Source organism: Brevundimonas sp., from assembly GCF_046293315.1.
In the GTDB taxonomy this organism is placed as follows: Bacteria; Pseudomonadota; Alphaproteobacteria; order Caulobacterales; family Caulobacteraceae; genus Brevundimonas.
The window spans coordinates 47,394-65,330 of sequence record NZ_JBKBPF010000013.1; the positions used below are offsets into that span (position 1 = coordinate 47,394).

The window sequence follows — 17,937 nt, forward strand, 5'->3', positions numbered from 1 at the left end:
CCCTGATCCTGGCCCTGATCCGGGGCGCAGCGCTTGGCGACCGGGGCGCAGATGATTAGGTTCCGACCCAAATTCCTGCGGCGAGCCGCCGTCAGGGCATTCGAATCCCAAGGGAGAAGACCCATGCACGACGCCCCTCAGACAGCCGCTTCCAAGGCTCTGGACGCCGAAAACCCGCTGGGCGTGGACGGTTTCGAATTCGTCGAGTTCACCGGCCCGGAGCCCGAGGCCATGATCGCACGGCTGGAACTGATGGGCTTCACCCGGACCCATGTGAACCCGGCCAATGACGTGGTCCGGATGAAACAGGGCGACATCACCATGCTGGTCAACCGCACGCCCAGGGGTCAGGCGGCCGCGTTCGCCACCGACCATGGCCCCTCGGCCAACGGCATGGCCTTCCGCGTCCGGGACGCCAAGGCAGCTTTCGAAGGCGCGGTGTCGCGCGGCGCCAAGCCCGCCGAGCGCCATGACGGCGGCGCCCTCGCCGGCGACTATCCCTATGTGCTGCAGGGCATCGGCGGCTCTCTGCTCTACATCGTCGACGCCTATGGCGAGGCGGGCTCGCTGTACGACGGCTGGACCGAGATCGAGGGCTGGCAGGACGCCGAGCGCAAGAACAGCGTCGGCCTGTTCAGCCTCGACCACCTGACCCACAACGTGCGTCGCGGCCAGATGCGCACCTGGTCGGGCTTCTACGGCGACGTCTTCGCCTTCGAGGAGCAGAAATATTTCAACATCAAGGGCAAGGCGACCGGCCTGCTGTCCCAGGCCATGATCGCCCCAGACCGCGCCATCCGCATCCCCCTGAACGAGAGCCAGGACGACAACTCCCAGATCGAGGAATTCCTGCGTCGCTACAACGGTGAGGGCATCCAGCACATCGCCCTGGCCACCGACAACATCTTCGAGACGGTCGAGGAGATGAAGCGGCGCGGCATCCCCTTCCAGGACACCATCGAGACCTATTTCGACCTGATCGACAAACGCCTGCCCAACCACGGCGAGGACGTCGCCCGCATGCGGCTGAACCGCATCCTGATCGACGGCTCCGACGAGGACGGCCTGCTGCTGCAGATCTTCACCCAGGACACCTTCGGCCCGATCTTCTTCGAGATCATCCAGCGCAAGGGCAACCAGGCCTTCGGCGAGGGCAATTTCCAGGCCCTGTTCGACTCCATCGAACTGGACCAGATCCGGCGCGGCGTCATCAAGGTGGACGCCTGACGGAGGGGGCGCGGTGAGCGGACCGCCCCGCTGGACCCCCTGGCTGGGCCCGCCTCTTGCGGGCCTGGCCGTTCTGGCCGCCTACGCCCAGTTGCCCCGAGCCGGGTACTGGCAGCTGGTGCTGATCGGACTGATCGTCGGCTTTCTGCCCTGGCTCGTCGTCCGTATCTGGCGCTGGCGCTCGGGTCGGCATCACTGATCGTTTCGAGGAACATCACATGACGTCCATCGCGAGAATCGCCCTTTCGGCCCTGGCCGCTGCCGCGGCTCTGTGCGCGGGGGCCACTCATGCCCAGGACGCCGGGGCCCGCTGGTCCCTGGCCATCCACGGCGGCGCGGGCGTCATCGAGCGGGCCGATCTCAGCCCCGAACAGGACGCGGCCTATCGCGCTGCCCTGTCCACGGCGCTGGACGCGGGCGCGGCGGTGCTTCGTAACGGCGGCTCGGCGCTGGACGCGGTGCAAGCGGCGGTACAGCTGATGGAGGACGACCCCCTGTTCAACGCCGGGCGCGGCGCGGTCTTCACCGCCGCCGGGGCCAATGAGCTGGACGCCGCCATCATGGACGGCACCGACCTGAACCTCGGCGCCGTGGCGGGCGTGACCCGCACCCGCCATCCGGTCGCCCTGGCCCGCGCGGTGATGGAGCAATCCCCCCACGTCATGCTGATCGGCCAGGGCGCCGACGCCTTCGCCGTCGAACGGAGTCTGGAGCAGGTGGACCCGTCCTGGTTCTTCACCGAGCGCCGCTGGCGCGGTCTGGTCAGCGCGCTTGAGGCGCAGGGTTTGCCGATCCCCGAACGCCCCGCCGGCGCACCCAACCCGGACGAACAGGCCAGCCTGCCCGCCCCGCCCCTGAACGAGCGCAAATTCGGCACGGTGGGCGCCGTGGCGCTGGACTCCGAAGGACGGCTGGCGGCGGCCACCTCCACCGGCGGCATGACCGCCAAGCGCTGGGGCCGGGTCGGCGACGTGCCGGTGATCGGCGCGGGCACCTACGCTTCCAACATCGACGGCTGCGCGGTCTCCGCCACCGGTTCGGGCGAGTATTTCATCCGCGCCACCGTGGCCCGGGACATCTGCGCGCGCACGGCTGTGGGCGCCGACCTCCAGTCCGCTGCGGACGCCGAGATCGCACAGGTCGGCGACCTCGGCGGCGATGGCGGCGTCATCGCTCTTGACGCGCAGGGCAACGCGGTCTTCAGCCTGAACACCTCGGGCATGTACCGGGGCGCCGTGTCCTCGGGCACAGACTTGCGGGTGGCCATCTACGGCGACGAGGACTGATCCGGGATTTATTTGATCCCGCTCCTTCCCGGCGCCTTACAATGGCCGGGACGCGTCAGGAGCAAGGCGGCGATTCGGACAATTCGTACAATTCGGACTCTGTTTTTTCGGCGCTGAATCCGAACTCAGGGTCTGATTTCGGACAATTCGTACAATTCGGACCCTGTTTTTCGCGCCCCGAGTCTGAAACTTCCTCCAACGCGAGCCGAGCGATATCCTGACGCCATGACCTCCGAACCCCGCGACATCCCCGGCGTCATCGCCCCGCCGCCCATCATCTTCCTGATCTTTCTGGCGGGGGGCTGGACCCTGGGCAATCTGATCGGCGAGCCCTCGCTTGGCTTGCCCGACCTGTGGCGGCGCGGGGCGGCGCTGGTGCTGGTCGCCCTGGGCCTGATCGTCGAGGGCGCCGCGGCGGGCCTGTTCCGGCGCGCGGGCACGGCGGTGGAGCCGTGGAAGCCCTCCACCGCCCTGATCACCACCGGGATCTACGCCCTGAGCCGCAACCCGATCTATGTGGGCTTCACCATCATCTACGCCGGCCTGGCCATAGGCCTCGACAGCCCGCTGGCGGCGGCCATGATCCTGCCCTGCCTGATCGTCGTCGACCGCTTCGTGATCGTCCGCGAGGAGGCCTATCTGGACCGCAAGTTCGGCGAGGCCTACCGCGCCTACAAGGGCAAGGTGCGCCGATGGCTGTGAACGACGACGAGCTCTCGGCCATGGCCATCGAGGAGCTGGACGCGGCCTGCGGCCTGTCCTGGCCCGAGCTGACCCGCATCACCCCCTGGGGCGACAGTTTCACGGGCTACGCCCCCTCGGGCCGCGAGGTGGAAATCGAGCGGCGCTACATCTGGGCTCACGACCCGCCCGGAGCCGTGCGGGTCGAGGTCGAGGTGCGCGATCCCGGGGCTGGCGAGGGCGCCGAGGCCGGCGCAACCCTCACCAGGGACGCCTCGGAGCCCTGAGATCCCCGTTCGACGACCTGCGTTAACCTTTTCGATTGCCACGCCGCTTCGCTTGGCCAAGATGGCGCTCCGCAGGGCAACAGGGGAAGCGCCATGTATCCGTTGGAGTTCGACACCCCCGCCGCCGCCTATCCCGCGGACACCGACCTGTTCCTCAGCGTCCCGCCGGTGATCCTGCTGCTGTTCCTGCTTCTCCTGCTGCTGGCCGTGGCCTGCGGCTGGTACGGGCGCGAACGCATGGGTCCGCGACAGCACGACCCCTGTGAGGCCATCTACGACGCCGTCCGCAAGGCGGCGGAGGACGCCTTGAAGGCCTCCCGCGACGACGTGCGCGGCAAGGCCCGCCGCTTGGTGGACGTGCTCGATCGGCGCCTCGGCGGCGTCCTGATCCTGGCCCACGGCGTCGACACGCCCTGGACCGAGATCAAGACCCTGCTCGATCCCGGTGATGACGGCGATGACGGCCACGACCACCCGCCGCATCCGGAAAAGGCGGACCGCGAGCGTCCTGATCTGGTGGTGGTCAACAACGGCCATATGACGGTGCACGCCGCGCCCGGCGAAGCCGATCACAAGCCGGGCGGCGGCCACGGGGCCCATGAACCCAAATCCCCCCAGCTAGATCCGCGAGACGAGGTCGCCCGCCTGCGCGCCGCCCTGCACGCCTTCGCCGATCACTGGCGTGACAAGCCCCGGCGCCTGGTCGAGCTGCGCCGCGCCCGGGCGAACCTGTGCTGATCGGCTTCCCAAGGCCGTCCATGACCGGTAAGCCTGAGGCATGAAACTCGCATCGCTCAAGCACGGCCGCGACGGCCGCCTCGTGGTCGTCTCCAACGACCTGAACTGGTTCACTGACGCCTTTCTGATCGCCCCCACGCTGCAGGCGGCGCTGGACGACTGGGACCGCTGTGAACCGCAGCTGCGCGCCCTGGCCGAAAGCCTGGAGCACGAAGCCGTGCCGCGTGGCCGGTTCCACGAGCGCGACGCCGCCGCCCCCCTGCCCCGCGCCTACCAGTGGGCCGACGGCTCGGCCTATGTGAACCACGTGGCTCTGGTGCGTCAGGCGCGCGGCGCCGAGATGCCCGACAGCTTCTGGACCGATCCCCTGATGTATCAGGGCGGCTCGGACTCCATGCTGGGCGCCCGCGACCCCATCCCGCTGGCCGACGAGGCCTGGGGCTGTGATCTGGAGGCCGAGATCGTGGTGGTCACCGGCGACGTGCCCCAGGGCGTGACCCTCGAAGAAGCCTTGGACCACATCCGCCTGATCGGCCTGGTCAACGACGTGTCCCTGCGCAACCTGATCCCCGGCGAACTGGCCAAGGGCTTCGGCTTCGTCCAGTCCAAGCCCGCCAGCGCCCTGTCGCCTGTCTTCGTCACGCCCGACGCGCTGGGAGATCGCTGGAAGGACGGCAAGCTGCACGGCGAGGTGACCGTCGCCCTGAACGGCCAGCCCTTCGGCAAGGCTGACGCGGGGGTCGACATGACCTTCGACTTCGGAACCCTGATCGCCCACCTGGCCAAGACAAGAACGCTGGTCGCCGGCTCCATCATCGGCTCGGGCACGGTGTCCAACCGCGACGCCGACGGCGGCCCCGGCAAGCCCGTCAGCGACGGCGGCCTGGGCTACTCCTGCATCGCCGAGGTCCGCACCGTCGAGACCATCCTGCGCGGCAAGGCCGAAACCCCCTTCCTCAAGCATGGCGACACCGTCCGCATCGAGATGCTGGACGACGAGCGCCATACGATCTTCGGCGCCATCGAGCAGGTAGTGGAGACGATGTGATGAAAGCCCTCGCGACGGTTGTGGCGCTCGTCGCCACCACGGCAGCCGCGCAAGACACCGCAGACTGGGACTTCGTCGTCGATCCCGAACAAGACCTGACTGCGGCCATCGTGGCCTATGAGGGCGGCCTAGGCGTGTTCGCCCGGTGCAAGGACGGGGCCTTTCATCTCATGGTGACCGGCCTCGCCCCCGAGGACGATGTCACCCGTCAGATCCATGTGCGTTTCGGAGATGAGGACTGGGGGGAAGAAGGCTGGTTCGTCGGCGAGGATCCGGCGACCGCCTTCAGCTACACCCCTGCCCTGTACGCCCGCAGTTTTCGGGAGGGAGGCACGCTCGACATGGTCGTGCGCGAGGCAGGGCCCAACGGCGAAAACCTCCGCTACGTCTTCGAGGTCCCGCAGTCAGCCTCAGCCGTGAACCAGACGCTGGAAGCTTGCGGCAAGCCGGTGGACGACCCGCGCGACGTGTTTCTGGCCGACCTCCCCGAGAGTGGCTTGCCCGCCAATCTCGAATGGGCCCGACAGCCTCGCGGCTTGTATCCCTCCGGTCGCACCTATGAGCGGGGGGTGGCTGTGGTCAGTTGCCTGACCGGGCCTGGCGGGGGATTGCGGGAATGCGTCGTCGAGACGGAGTGGCCCGCCGACGGCGGCTTCGGCGAGGCCGCCCTTCGCGCGACACGGAATGGCCGCCTGAGAAACGTCGACCGTTCCGTACCAGAGGTGCCTACGGTGATTGTCAGCTGGACGACGAACTTCCGGATGGAGTGATGGCGTCGGACGCCCGACGCCCGGTCGAACTTGAAGGTGCTGATGGGCGGATTTGTCGTTTGCAGCACCGTCGCCTCATCGTGTCGGCCGCTCAGGGTTCCGCCGCCACGCAGACGCCGTCATGGACGCCCGTGCCCGACACGCCGGGCTTTCGGCTCAATCCAGAGGACGTAACCCCGTTAGGGGACCAACTGGTCAGCATTCCCGTTGGTTGGCGGATGCAATGAGATTTTCACACTCGCGCTTGCGGCCTGATTTTTGCTTCATCCCGCGCTATAAGGCCCAGCTGAACCGGGGGAGCCATCCATGCGTCGATTTCTGGTCTGGAGCGCCCTTGCGCTGATCATCGGCCTTGGCCTGGCCGGGGGCGGGTACTGGGCGTACTGGAATTTCTACGCGCGGTTCCAGCCCGTGGTGATCCAGCGGGATCAGGCCGAGATCCAGCGGCTGCTGGATGAGGCCTCCTGGATTTCGGCGGGCGGCGGCGGCGAGCCTCTCTACATGGTCGCCTGGCGCGACAACCCGGCGGCCCAGCGCTATGAACGCGAGGAGTTCCCCAAGCTGCGCGCGGCAGGGGTCGAGCCCCGCGTGATCGTCTTCGCCCGACCCGACCGCGAGGGCCTGGCCCAGTCCACCGCCGCCGAGCGCGCCACGGTGGCCGAGATCTGGCTGAGCCGGGACTGGTCCCTGTACGAGCGCTGGACCGCCACGCCCGCCAGGAACTGGACCGCCGCGGGCATCCCCAGCGCCGACGGCAATCTCGCCCGGGGCGCCGTGGTCCAGGCCGGGCGCGACTTCATCGACAGGCTGAATGGCCTCCTGCGCGGCCAGGGCGTCGGGGCGGGCTATCCGCTTATCCTGTGGCGTGACCGGGAGGGATATCTGAAGGCCTGCACCTGTTCGGACCCCCGGTCCTGGGCCTTCATCCGCGACGATCTTGATGCGCCGGACCAGACGTCCGCCGCCCCGGGCGCTGCGCCTGCGACCGAGGATGACTTCGGCCCCGAGCCCCTGCCCTATCCGGAGCTGGGCGATCTGCCGGCCATTCCGCCGTCAGCCGAGCCGCCGACGAATGCCGCAGTCGATCCTGCGCCCCGCCCAGCGCCCGCCCAGGGCGCGACGCCGCTGCGTCCGGCGCCGTCCCGCCCCACGACCCCGCGTGAAGCGCCGCGTGCCGAGAAGCAGGAAGACGCCACGTTCTTCTAGGGCCTACAAGACGCGTCGACAGACCTCGATGAGGCGCGCCACATCGCTTTCGTCCTGGTAGAGCCCGAAGCCGAAGCGCAGAACGTCGTCGCGCACGTCCGTGATCACATCGACGTCCTGAAGCTGCGCCTTCCATGCCTGGGCATCCTTGTGACGGAAGGCCAGGAAGCGCGCCCGGGGCTCTTCGCCCCGCACCGGATTGAGCAGTTCGGCTTCCTTCAGGCGCCCGCAGAGGCCGATGCTTCCGGCCTCCGAGAACTGGACCTGCAGCGTCCGCGCGTGGGCGGAGATGTCGGCGGTGCCCAGACCCTCGTGGTCCAGCATGCGCCGCACGGCGTTGAAGCGGTACAGGGGTGTGGAGTCGAAGGTGGCGCCCCAGAAACGGCCCGCGTCGGCGGTGTAGCCCACCCCGCCCGGCGGTCCCTGCAGATCCCCGAACTCCGCGAACCAGCCGGTCACGACGGGCCGTACGCCGAAGCCGGACGGCGCATGCAAGATGCCGGCTCCCTCGCCGGACATGGCGTATTTGTAGCCGCCGGTGACGTAGAACACGCGGTCCGCCACCGCAGACAGGTCGGTCGGCGTGGCCATGAAGCCGTGGTAGCCGTCCACCACCACCCAGGGTCCCGCAGGATCGGCAAGGGCCGCCAGTTCGTCCAGCGCCTCGACCATCCAGCCGGTGCGGAAGAACACCTGACTGACCAGGATCAGGTCGTGACCGCCGGCCCGCGCCGCCTCGATGAAACGGACGGGGAAGGTGTCGAATGGGGCGATAGCCACGCGAGTGACGACCGCCTCGCCCGCCTCCTCCCAGCGCGCGGCCTGACGGCGGAAGGAGTGGAACTCGCCGTCGGTGGACAGGATGCGGACGGGCTTCTTCTCCACCGCCGAAACAATGCGGACAAGGAAGTCGTGGGTGTTCTGGGCGAACACCACGGTGTCGGTAGACGGCAGGTTCAGCTCGCGCGCCACGTGGCCCTGCGCCTGCGGGATCACCTCGTCAAAGATCAGGTCCCACTTGCGATCCGCATGGCGATTGGCGTCAGCCCACGCCCGCACCTGCCCGTCAAAGCTCGCGTCGGGCCACAGGTGATGGCTGTGGGCGGCGAAATGGAGCCGTTTTGGATCGGCGCCCAGGGCGCGGGAGAACAGGGGCTTGTAGCTCACGGAGCGCCTCGCGCGGGGGAATGGGCAGCGCCCTAGCCCTATCCCTCCGCCCGGCCCCGCTCAAGCCTCACCGCAGGCGCGCCTCCAGAGCGGCCATGCGCAGCTCCATGCGCTTGATCTCGCGCAGGATGGACAGGGTGTTCATCCGCGACCAGATCCACTGCTTGATCCCGATCTGCAGGGTCCATGCGGCCCAGGCGGCGGCGGCCCACAGGATGAGGTCCCGGGTGGAGGCCGCGCCGAACATCTTCCACACGGCCCAAAGGCCGACCGCCGTGGCGATCAGGACGACCACATTGGCGGCGACGGTCATGGTCCGCATGGGGCCGCGGAAGGTCTCGCCGATCTGGGCGAACAGGCCGCGCTCCTTGTCCAGTCTGTTCAGGAAGGCTTCGTCATCCGCCTCGAGGGCGGCGCGCAGGCGGTCAGCGTCTTGGGTCATCGGAGGTCTCCGGACAGGGCCGCCTTGAGCCGGCGGCGGGCGTGAAAGATGCGGGACTTGGCCGTGCCCACGGGCACGCCGACGGCGGCGGCGACCTCGGCCAGGGTCAGCCCCTCGCAGAAGTGCAGCACCGCAGCCGTGCGGTGATCGTGGTCCAGCCCGGCGAGGGCGCGGACGAGGTCGAGGCCTTCGGTTTCAGCCGGCGGCAGGGCGGGAACCTGATCCAGATCCACAACCGCCTCGGCGCGGCGGCTGTCGCCCCGGATGCGGTCCAGGCACCGGCGGTTCAGGATGCCGAAAGCCCAGGCGGGAAAGGCGGCGGGATCGTTCAGCCGCGTCACGCCGCGAAAGATGGACGTCCAGGCGTCCTGAACGGCGTCGCGGGCCCGATCCTCGCTGCGCAGGATGCGGCGGGCGGTGCGCAACAGACGGGGTTGCCAGCGCGCGGCCAGGCGCTCGCCAGCCCGCCGGTCGCCGGACTGGACCAGCACAACCAGCAGTTCGTCATGGACGCGATCAAGTTCGGATATAGGCACGGACGGCCCCCGCTGCGCTTTCACGACCATAGTCGCGCAGGCCCGCAGAAAGGTTCACTGCACCGGACGGAATTTCAGACCCGACGCCGAAAAAACATAGTCTGAATTGTCCGAATTGCTGGAATCGGCCCCTCCTCTCCACGCCGGCCGTCATCATAAACCAGCCGAAAGCGAGGGGGTGGAAAACGGGGCGGTTCTCCTGGCCAACCCTTGCGGGACAAGGGGTCGGGGCTGGAAAAGCGGGGGCCTTGATCCCGGAATCGCCCGCTGTTTTTCCTGCTCATCCCGGCGCAGGGGTGCGGCGACCTGACCCTTCTCCCCTGGAGGGGAGAAGGGAGAGTCACAGCAAGGGAGCGATCGCGATCAGACCAGCGCGCCGTGGCAGTGCTTGAACTTGCGTCCGGAGCCGCAGGGGCAGTCGGCGTTGCGGCTGGTGCGCTCCCAGCCCGGCGGCAGCGAATCCACCGGCAGGCGGGCGCGGTCGTCCCCCGACAGGGCGCCTTCCGGGTTCTGGGCCGCCGGGTTCTTCATCTCGTTCTCGCCGGTCAGCGGATTGAGGTGAATCTCCTGGAAGTCGCCGATGGGAGGCGGCGGGGGCTCGAAGCGGAACTCCACCGTCATGACCCAGCGGGTCACGTTGTGGCGCAGATTGGTCAGCAGCGTCTCGAACAACGAGAAGGCTTCGGTCTTGTACTCGTTCAGCGGGTCGCGCTGGCCGTAGCCGCGCAGGCCGATGACGCCACGCAGGTGGTCCAGATGAACCAGATGCTCGCGCCACTGCATGTCGATCATCTGCAGCAGAAACTGGCGCTCCAGCCCCCGCATCTGGCCGGCGCCGATCTGGGCCTCGCGCTCGACCGCGCGGGCCTCGGCGGCGGCCTGCAGTCGTTCCTCGATCTCCTCGTTGGACACGCCTTCCTCGGCGGCCCAGGCGCGGACCGGGACGTCCAGGCCCAGGGTCTTTTTGACTTCCTCCTCGAGGCCATCGATGTCCCACTGTTCGGCATAGGCCTTGGGCGGGATGTGGGTTTCGACCAGGTCAGACACGGTGTCGCGCCGGAACTCGCCGACCAGTTCGGACAGGTCCTCGGTGTCGAGGAACTCCTGGCGCTGCTCGAACACGGCCTTGCGCTGGTCGTTCACGACGTCGTCGTACTTCAGCAGGTTCTTGCGGATTTCGTAGTTGCGCTGCTCGACCCGCTTCTGGGCGGTCTCCACCGCGCGGTTCAGCCACGAATGGCTGATGGCCTCGCCCTCGGCCACCTTGAAGGTCTCCATGATCGAGGCCAGACGGTCGCCGGCGAAGATGCGCAGCAGGTCGTCATCGGTGGAGAGGTAGAATTTCGAGGTGCCGGGGTCGCCCTGACGGCCGGTCCGGCCGCGCAGCTGGTTGTCGATGCGGCGGCTCTCGTGGCGCTCGGTGCCCAGCACGAACAGGCCGCCGGCTTCCAGGGCCGCCTGCTTGTTCTGTTCGATGTCGGCCTGCAGGCGCGCGGACTCGGCGGCCTCAAGCTCCGGCGTGATTTCCTTGCCCATGGCGCGCTGCTCCTGGGTCCAGCGCGACATGCGCATCTCCAGGTTGCCGCCCAGCTGGATGTCGGTTCCCCGTCCGGCCATGTTGGTGGCGATGGTGACGGCGCCGGGCAGACCCGCGTCGGCGACGATGAAGGCTTCCTGTTCGTGGTGACGGGCGTTCAGCACGTTGTGCGGCACGCCCTTGCCCGTCTTCACCTCGACGGTGAAGGCGTCAGCGCCCAGCTTGTCCAGCAGTTTGGCGCCGGTGGGATCCGTTTCCAGCTCCGACCGGGTCCAGATCGGCTTGATGCGCCGTCCGCCAGCCAGCTGGCTGGCCTTTTCCAGCGCCTCGGGCTTGAGCCGCCAGACCTCCACTTCCCAGTTGTGGGTCTGCAGCAGCTTCGAAAGATCTTCGGACTTCTCGATAGAGACCGTGCCCACCAGAATCGGCTGACCCGCGGCATGGCGATCGGCGATGGTCTTTGCGACAGCGAGAAACTTCTCGGCGGCGGTCCGGTAGACCTCGTCGTCGTGGTCGATGCGCTGGATCGGCCGGTGGGTCGGCACCTCCAGCACGTCCATCTTGTAGATGTCGTGGAATTCCGACGCCTCGGTGGCGGCGGTGCCGGTCATGCCCGAGAGCTTGTCGTACAGACGGAAGTAGTTCTGGATCGTGACCGAGGCCAGGGTCTGGTTCTCGGGCATGATCTTCACGCCCTCCTTGGCCTCGATGGCCTGGTGCAGGCCCTCGGACAGGCGCCGGCCCTGCATGATCCGGCCGTTGAACTCGTCAATCAGCAGGATTTCCCCGCCCTTGATGATGTAGTCCTTGTCGCGCTGGTACAGGGTATTGGCGCGCAGGGCCTGGTTCACGTGGTGCACCAGGGTGACGTTGGCCGCTTCGTAGAGGTCGACGGTGCCCTCGACCAGCAGGCCGCGCTCGCGCAGCATGTCCTCGACCCGCTCCGAGCCGATCTCGGACAGCAGGGCCTGACGCTGCTTCTCGTCGTGGTCGAAGGTGTCCTTGTCCTGGATCATCTCCTTCACGATGCCGTCGATGGTCAGATACAGCTCCGACCGGTCATCCGTGGGACCCGAGATGATCAGGGGCGTGCGCGCCTCGTCGATCAGGATGGAGTCCACCTCGTCCACGATGGCGAAGTGGTGGCTGCGCTGGACCATCTCGCGCCGGTCATAGACCAGATTGTCGCGCAGATAGTCGAACCCGAACTCGTTGTTGGTGCCGTAGGTGATGTCGGCGGCGTAGGAGGCCTGGCGCTGGCCCTGGGACAGGCCGTTGACGATGACGCCCACCTCCATGCCCAGGAACCGGTACACACGGCCCATCCATTCCGCGTCGCGGCGGGCCAGATAGTCGTTCACGGTGATGACGTGCACGCCCTTGCCGCTTAAGGCGTTAAGATAGACCGGGGCCACCGCCACCAGGGTCTTGCCCTCGCCGGTCCGCATCTCGGCGATGCCGCCGGCGTGCAGGATCATCCCGCCGGCCAGCTGCACGTCGAACTGGCGCTGGCCCAGCACCCGCTTCGACGCCTCGCGCGCCACGGCGAAGGCGTCGTTGAGGATCTTGTCCAGGCTCTCGCCGCCCGCGATGCGGTCGCGGAACGTCTGCGTCATCATGCGCAGTTCGTCGTCGCTGAGCGCCTCCATCCTGGGCTCCAGCGCATTGATGCGCTGGACCTGGGCCATGAAGGACTTGACCTGGCGGTCGTTGGAGGAGCCGAGAAACTTTTTGGCGAAGCCGAGCATGAAAAATCCGGTCAGGCGGTCGAGCGGGCGCTCGTTCTGCTAGGTGAGGGCCCAGGGAGGGTCGGCGAACGACGCCGGGGCCAGGGATGCGACAGACCGCGCCCGGCCACGCCCCGCAAGGGAATTCGAGGCCGCGCGATCCATCGAAAACCCCTCGACTTGGGCGCGGGCGAGACTTAAGCACCGGCCTATCCCCTGTCAACGCGAGGGCTTTTGCGGCACGGTTCCGCTAAAGGCCGAAACGGCCCCGTATCATGGAACTAGACATGCGCTACAGCGTCTCCCGGAGCCTGACCGGACTGGCTGTTCTGGCCATGATCGTGGTTCTGGCCGCGTGCGGCCGGGGCGCCGGAGACGACACGCCGCCCGAACCGGGCGACCGGGCTGTGGCGCGGGTGGAGGGAGCCGCCATCTGGGCCTCGGACGTGAAGCGCGAGGCGGTGGCCCAGGGCCTGATCGGCGAGGGCGAACCGCTGGACGTGACCTCGGACCTGTTCCGCCGGGTGCTTGACGAGGTCATCGACCAGAAGCTGCTGGCCCGCGAGGCGGACCGGCGGGGTCTGGCCGACAGCCCGCTGGCCCAGCGGCGGCTGGAAGCCACCCGCGAGCGCATCCTGGGCGACATGCTGGTGGAGACCACGGTCAACCGGGCCATTTCCGACGAAGCGGTGCGGACCCTGTATCAGGAGCAACTGCGCCTGGCCCGCGACTCCGAGGAAATCCGCCTGCGTCTGATCCTGTCGGCCACGCGCGAGGACGCGGACGCCGTGCGCGGCATGCTGTCTGCGGGCGCCAATTTCGAGCAGCTGGCCATGGAGCGGTCCACCGACGAGGCGACGCGGTTTTCGGGCGGAGATCTGGGCTATTCGACCTTGGACGTCATGCCCGCAACCTACGCCGCCGCGCTCAGGGACGCGGCCGCCGGGGACACGGTCGGCCCGTTCGAGGCGGAGGGGGGCTGGGCCGTTCTGCGGGTCGAGGACCGGCGGCGTGAAACCCCCCCGACCCTTGAGCAGGCCCGGCCCCAGATCGTGCGCTATCTGACCTACGAGGAGGTGCGGCGCCTGCTGGAGCAGCTTCGAGGCCGCGCCGAAGTCGAGGTGATGCTGACCGGCGATCCCCTTGCCGTGCCGGGCGCGCCCGAGGAGCCGGACTCCGCCCCGCCGGCCGCCGCAGTCGCCGAAACGCCCCAGACCGAGGACGCCGCGTGAGCAAGACCCCTTCGCCCCGCAAGGGCGTCTCCAACTCCATCGAAAAGGCGCTGGATCCGCTCGCCTCGGCGTTGAAGCGGGTGACGCCCGCCAAGGCGACGTCCGCCGCGACCGGCAACCCCGGACTGGCCGTGTCGCCGCTTGCCGTACCCTTCCCCGCCATCCCGCCCATCGCGGGGGTGGAGATCGCCACGGCGCGGGCCGGCTTCTACAAGCATGATCGCCACGACCTGACGGTGTTCCGCTTCGCCGAGGGAACCAGCTGCGCCGGGGTGTTCACCCGGCATCAGATCGGCTCCGCGCCGGTGGACTGGTGCCGTCGGCATCTGGAAGTCGACAACGGCGGCCAGGACGTGCGCGCCCTGGTGATCAACGCCGGCTGCGCCAACGCCTTCACCGGCAAGGCGGGGGCCGACGCCGCGCGACGCACCGCCTCGGCGGCGGCCAAGCGCTTCGACTGCCGCCAGCGGGACGTGATGCTGGCCTCCACCGGGGTGATCGGGGTGCTCCTGGACGACCGCAAGATCGCCGCGCGCATGGCCGGGATCGAGGCGGGGCTGAAGGCCGACGGCTGGGCCGCCGCCGGGCAGGCGATCATGACCACCGACACCTTCCCCAAGGGCGCGTTCGCCGAGGCCAGGATCGAGGGGGTGACGGTGCGCATCGCCGGCATCGCCAAGGGCTCGGGCATGGTCGCCCCGGACATGGCCACCATGCTGGCCTTCATCGTCACCGATGCGGACATCCACCCCAATGTGCTGCGCGCCCTGCTGAACCTGCATGTGCGCACCACCTTCAACAGCGTGACCGTGGACGGGGACACCTCCACCAACGACACCTGCCTGCTGTTCGCCACGGGCGCCTCGGGCGCGCCGCGCATCGGACGGGTGGGCGACCGACGGCTGGCCGACTTCTCCAGGGCGCTGGACGCCGTGATGCTGGATCTGGCGCACCAGCTGGTGCGCGATGGCGAGGGCGCCAGCAAATTCGTCAAGGTGACGGTGGAGAACGCCCGCTCGCCGGGCTCCGCCCGCAAGCTGGCCCGGTCCATCGCCGACAGCCCGCTGGTCAAGACCGCCATCGCGGGGCAGGACGCCAACTGGGGCCGGGTGGTCATGGCGGTGGGCAAGACCGACGAGCCGGTGGACCGCGACCGCCTGTCGATCCGCTTCGGGCCGCACTGGGCGGCGCGGGACGGTGCGCCGGCGTCCGACTACGACGAGGCGAAGATGAGCGCCTACATGAAGAACCCGGAGCTGGAGATCACCGTCGACGTGGGCTCCGGCCGGGCCGCGGCCACGGTGTGGACCTGCGATCTGACCAAGGGCTACGTCGAGATCAACGGCGATTACCGCTCGTGACCCCCCCCCTGCCCACCCTTCTGGTCGTGGCCGCCGCCCTGATCGACGCCGACGGTCGCGTGCTGATCGCCCAGCGGCCCGAGGGCAAGCAGATGGCGGGGCTGTGGGAGTTTCCCGGCGGCAAGGTGGAGCCGGGCGAGCGGCCGGAGCAGGCCCTGATCCGCGAACTGCGCGAGGAACTGGGCGTCGAGACGAAAGAGGCCTGTCTGGCGCCGTTCGTTTTCGCCAGCCACGCTTACGATTCGTTTCACCTGTTGATGCCACTGTATTTGTGCAGACGCTGGGAGGGCGTGGTGACGCGCCACGAGCATGCCGCCCTGGCGTGGGTCAGGCCGAACCGCATGTCGGACTATCCCATGCCCCCCGCCGATGCGCCGCTGGTCGCGTACCTGCGTGATCTTTTGTGATCTGAACCGCGACAGGGGGCGGGCGTGAAACGGTTTCTGCATCGCTTCGGCGCCGACACCCGGGGGGCCACGGCCATCGAGTACGGGCTGATCGCCGCCCTGGTCTTTCTGGTCATCATCGGGGCGGTGACCCTGTTCGGCGAAAACGCCACCGGCGTCTTCATCGGCGCTGCCAACGCCATTTCCGGAGCGGCTTCGGGCGGCTAGCCGCCAGCCCCGCGCTGGAAGCTCTCCACCAGCGATCCCGATACCAGCCGCCACCCGTCCACCAGCACGAAGAAGATCAGCTTGAACGGCAGGCTGATGATGACCGGCGGCAGCATCATCATGCCCATGGACATCAGCACGCTGGCCACTACCAGGTCGATGACCAGGAACGGCACAAACAGCAGGAAGCCGATCTCGAAGGCGCGCTTGAGTTCCGAGATCATGAAGGCCGGCGTGACCACCCGCAGCGGGAGATCGGCGGCGTTTTCGGGCGGGTCGATGCGCGACATCCGGGTGAACAGCTCCAGATCGCGCGGCCCGACCTGGTCCAGCATGAAGGCCTTGACCGGCTCGGACGCCGCGTCGAACGCCTGGGGCAGCTCCATCTGCTGGTCCATCAGGGGCCGGATGCCGGAGTCGTAGGCCGCCTGCCAGGTGGGCGCCATGACGATGGCCGACAGGAACAGGGCCAGGGACACCAACACCGCATTGGGCGGCGACTGCTGCATGCCCAGGGCGGTCCGGAGCAGGGACAGCACCACCACGATGCGGATGAAGCTGGTGGTCATGATGACGATGGACGGCGCCAGCGACAGCACTGTGATCAGGCCCACCAACTGGACCACTCGCTCGGTCAGGCCGGCGCCTGTGCCCAGATCGATGTTGATGGCCGACCCTGACTGCGCCGCCTCCTGGGCGATGGCCGCCACGGGCAGGACCAGGCCGATGGTCAGGCTGACCAGCGTGACGATCAGCGACAGACGTAGGGCGCGCTTCAGTTCTACGCGGGTGGGCAGGGCGAACAGGGCGGGCCGGGTCAAGGCGCGCCATCCTTGCCGCGCGGCTCGATCAGCTCCTTGCCCTCGCCAAGCAGGATCAGCCGCTCCTCGTCGTCCACCCGGACCAGAACCAGACGACGCGCGGGGTCCAGCACCAGGGTTTCGATCACCTGCAGGCGGCGCTCGCCCCGCGTGCCCTGGAAGCGTTCCATCAGGCTGGGCGCATAGCGGCGCAGGGCATAAGCGGCCAGGCCGATGAGGCCCAGCGTGATGGCCAGGCCCAGAATCGCCCGCGCAAAATCGAGAAAACCCATGCAACCGCCCCCCCGGCCACACGCCGGATTCGGGCTTCAGCATTAAGCGTCGTGGTTAATGACCGGTTGAGGAAACCCGCTGTTAACCATGCACCCGGCATTTTCCGCCGGGTAAGTCCCATCAGCCATCGTGGCGGGAGTCTCATGCGTCTCGACAACATTCCCCTGTTCGACGCCATCCGCGGCCAGCTCGGCTGGCTGGAGGAGCGTCAGCGGGTCATCGCCCAGAACGTGGCCAACTCCGACACGCCCGGGTTCGCCGCCCGCGACCTCCGCGCGCCGGGCGACTTCGCCCACGCCATGATGCGTCAGACCCAGGGGGTGGGCATGATGCGCACCAGCACGGCGCACATGGCCACCGAGCCCCAGCGCGCCATCAACTACGCCTCCATGGCCTCGCCGGACTCCGAGACCACGCTGGACGGCAACTCGGTGGTGGTCGAGGAGCAGATGCTGCGCATGGCCGAGAGCCGCATGGCCCACGACGCGGCCATCGGCTTCTACCAGAAGTCCCTGAACATGCTGCGGATGGCGGCCAGAAAGCCCACGGGCTAGGAGATGACCGATGCCTGATGCCGTTCCGCCCCGGAACCCGACCATGAACATTGCGGCCTCGGCCCTGCGGGCCCAGCAGTCGCGCATGCGCATCATCGCCGAGAACATCGCCAACGCCCAGTCCACGGCCCTCGTGGCGGGCGGCGAGCCCTACCGCCGCCAGATACCGGTCTTCCAGACCAAGGCCCTGGACGGCGGCACCGGCGTCCAGCTGGCGCAGGTACGGCCGGACATGGGCGAGTTCCGGATGGAGCATGACCCCTCGCACCCTGCGGCCAACGCCGAGGGCTACGTGATGCGGCCCAATGTCGACTCGCTGATCGAGGCCATGGACATGCGTGAGGCCCAACGGGCCTACGAGGCCAACCTCAACGTCATCGAGACGGCGCGGGCCATGGACACCCGCATCCTCGATCTGCTGAAGCGATAG

General features: G+C 68.3%; 21 protein-coding genes. 15 read left to right on the plus strand and 6 right to left on the minus strand.

The genetic code is table 11. The annotated features are described in order from the left end of the window. Window positions 1–123 precede the first annotated feature (123 nt). The 9 genes from hppD to ACK4SE_RS12080 all read left to right on the plus strand — a co-directional run bounded on the left by hppD (window position 124) and on the right by ACK4SE_RS12080 (window position 7,243). A complete protein-coding gene (gene hppD / locus ACK4SE_RS12040; protein WP_409692961.1) occupies window positions 124–1,227 on the plus strand; it encodes a 4-hydroxyphenylpyruvate dioxygenase in 1,104 nt (367 codons plus the stop codon). A 13-nt stretch (window positions 1,228–1,240) separates the two neighbouring features. Continuing rightward, the gene (locus ACK4SE_RS12045; protein WP_409692963.1) at window positions 1,241–1,426 is read left to right on the plus strand and encodes a hypothetical protein; all 186 of its coding nucleotides are present in this window, start codon (window positions 1,241–1,243) and stop codon (window positions 1,424–1,426) included. 19 nt (window positions 1,427–1,445) lie between these two features. Beyond that, entirely contained in the window at window positions 1,446–2,513 is a 1,068-nt protein-coding gene (locus ACK4SE_RS12050; RefSeq protein ID WP_409692966.1) for an isoaspartyl peptidase/L-asparaginase family protein, read from the plus strand. A gap of 225 nt (window positions 2,514–2,738) precedes the next feature. Continuing rightward, window positions 2,739–3,215 carry a methyltransferase family protein gene (locus ACK4SE_RS12055; protein WP_409692968.1) on the plus strand — a complete coding sequence of 159 codons (477 nt, stop codon included), beginning with the start codon at window positions 2,739–2,741 and terminating at the stop codon, window positions 3,213–3,215. Then, a complete protein-coding gene (locus tag ACK4SE_RS12060) occupies window positions 3,206–3,481 on the plus strand; it encodes a hypothetical protein (RefSeq protein WP_409692971.1) in 276 nt (91 codons plus the stop codon). The genes ACK4SE_RS12055 and ACK4SE_RS12060 overlap by 10 nt, the downstream gene beginning before the upstream one ends. Window positions 3,482–3,574: 93 nt before the next feature. Continuing rightward, window positions 3,575–4,219 carry a hypothetical protein gene (locus tag ACK4SE_RS12065; RefSeq protein WP_409692974.1) on the plus strand — a complete coding sequence of 215 codons (645 nt, stop codon included), beginning with the start codon at window positions 3,575–3,577 and terminating at the stop codon, window positions 4,217–4,219. A 40-nt stretch (window positions 4,220–4,259) separates the two neighbouring features. After that, the gene (locus tag ACK4SE_RS12070) at window positions 4,260–5,267 is read left to right on the plus strand and encodes a fumarylacetoacetate hydrolase family protein (RefSeq protein ID WP_409692977.1); all 1,008 of its coding nucleotides are present in this window, start codon (window positions 4,260–4,262) and stop codon (window positions 5,265–5,267) included. Continuing rightward, entirely contained in the window at window positions 5,267–6,037 is a 771-nt protein-coding gene (locus ACK4SE_RS12075) for a hypothetical protein (protein WP_409692980.1), read from the plus strand. The genes ACK4SE_RS12070 and ACK4SE_RS12075 overlap by 1 nt, the downstream gene beginning before the upstream one ends. Before the next feature lie 306 nt (window positions 6,038–6,343). After that, window positions 6,344–7,243: a hypothetical protein gene (locus tag ACK4SE_RS12080; RefSeq protein ID WP_409692982.1), complete on the plus strand. Its 900-nt coding sequence runs from the start codon at window positions 6,344–6,346 to the stop codon at window positions 7,241–7,243. Window positions 7,244–7,246: 3 nt separating this feature from the next. On the opposite strand, the gene ACK4SE_RS12085 is transcribed toward ACK4SE_RS12080, so the two are convergent. The 4 genes from ACK4SE_RS12085 to secA all read right to left on the minus strand — a co-directional run bounded on the left by ACK4SE_RS12085 (window position 7,247) and on the right by secA (window position 12,673). After that, on the minus strand, window positions 7,247–8,410 hold the full coding sequence (locus ACK4SE_RS12085; RefSeq protein ID WP_409692985.1) for an aminotransferase class V-fold PLP-dependent enzyme: 1,164 nt from the start codon (window positions 8,408–8,410) through the stop codon (window positions 7,247–7,249). Between the two features lie 67 nt (window positions 8,411–8,477). After that, window positions 8,478–8,852: a DUF6768 family protein gene (locus tag ACK4SE_RS12090; protein WP_409692987.1), complete on the minus strand. Its 375-nt coding sequence runs from the start codon at window positions 8,850–8,852 to the stop codon at window positions 8,478–8,480. Further along, on the minus strand, window positions 8,849–9,388 hold the full coding sequence (locus ACK4SE_RS12095; protein WP_409692990.1) for an RNA polymerase sigma factor: 540 nt from the start codon (window positions 9,386–9,388) through the stop codon (window positions 8,849–8,851). Before ACK4SE_RS12095 ends, ACK4SE_RS12090 begins: the two co-directional genes overlap by 4 nt. Before the next feature lie 363 nt (window positions 9,389–9,751). After that, window positions 9,752–12,673: a preprotein translocase subunit SecA gene (gene secA, locus ACK4SE_RS12100; RefSeq protein ID WP_409692993.1), complete on the minus strand. Its 2,922-nt coding sequence runs from the start codon at window positions 12,671–12,673 to the stop codon at window positions 9,752–9,754. Between the two features lie 266 nt (window positions 12,674–12,939). Here secA and ACK4SE_RS12105 point away from each other — a divergent pair, with 266 nt between their 5' ends. Genes ACK4SE_RS12105 through ACK4SE_RS12120 form a run of 4 tightly spaced genes read left to right on the plus strand, consistent with a single transcriptional unit; the run spans window position 12,940 to window position 15,859 of the window. Next, a complete protein-coding gene (locus ACK4SE_RS12105) occupies window positions 12,940–13,884 on the plus strand; it encodes a peptidyl-prolyl cis-trans isomerase (protein ID WP_409692995.1) in 945 nt (314 codons plus the stop codon). Then, a complete protein-coding gene (gene argJ / locus ACK4SE_RS12110; RefSeq protein WP_409692997.1) occupies window positions 13,881–15,245 on the plus strand; it encodes a bifunctional glutamate N-acetyltransferase/amino-acid acetyltransferase ArgJ in 1,365 nt (454 codons plus the stop codon). The genes ACK4SE_RS12105 and argJ overlap by 4 nt, the downstream gene beginning before the upstream one ends. 8 nt (window positions 15,246–15,253) lie before the next feature. Then, window positions 15,254–15,652, plus strand: coding sequence for a (deoxy)nucleoside triphosphate pyrophosphohydrolase (locus ACK4SE_RS12115; RefSeq protein ID WP_409693057.1), 399 nt, complete (start codon window positions 15,254–15,256; stop codon window positions 15,650–15,652). A 24-nt stretch (window positions 15,653–15,676) separates the two neighbouring features. Further along, window positions 15,677–15,859 (plus strand): Flp family type IVb pilin, encoded by a 183-nt coding sequence (locus tag ACK4SE_RS12120; RefSeq protein ID WP_409693000.1) that lies wholly within the window; start codon window positions 15,677–15,679, stop codon window positions 15,857–15,859. Here ACK4SE_RS12120 and fliP read toward each other — a convergent pair. Both fliP and ACK4SE_RS12130 read right to left on the minus strand, forming a co-directional pair. Continuing rightward, complete coding sequence (fliP, locus tag ACK4SE_RS12125; RefSeq protein WP_409693060.1) at window positions 15,856–16,620, minus strand: flagellar type III secretion system pore protein FliP; 765 nt, start codon at window positions 16,618–16,620, stop codon at window positions 15,856–15,858. The two genes, ACK4SE_RS12120 and fliP, sit on opposite strands and share 4 nt — an antisense overlap. Before the next feature lie 56 nt (window positions 16,621–16,676). Further along, window positions 16,677–16,952, minus strand: coding sequence for a FliO/MopB family protein (locus tag ACK4SE_RS12130; RefSeq protein WP_409693002.1), 276 nt, complete (start codon window positions 16,950–16,952; stop codon window positions 16,677–16,679). Between the two features lie 144 nt (window positions 16,953–17,096). Here ACK4SE_RS12130 and flgB point away from each other — a divergent pair, with 144 nt between their 5' ends. Then, window positions 17,097–17,507, plus strand: a complete 411-nt coding sequence (gene flgB, locus ACK4SE_RS12135; RefSeq protein WP_409693004.1) for a flagellar basal body rod protein FlgB — start codon at window positions 17,097–17,099, stop codon at window positions 17,505–17,507. 10 nt (window positions 17,508–17,517) lie between these two features. After that, window positions 17,518–17,937, plus strand: coding sequence for a flagellar basal body rod protein FlgC (flgC, locus tag ACK4SE_RS12140; RefSeq protein ID WP_409693006.1), 420 nt, complete (start codon window positions 17,518–17,520; stop codon window positions 17,935–17,937).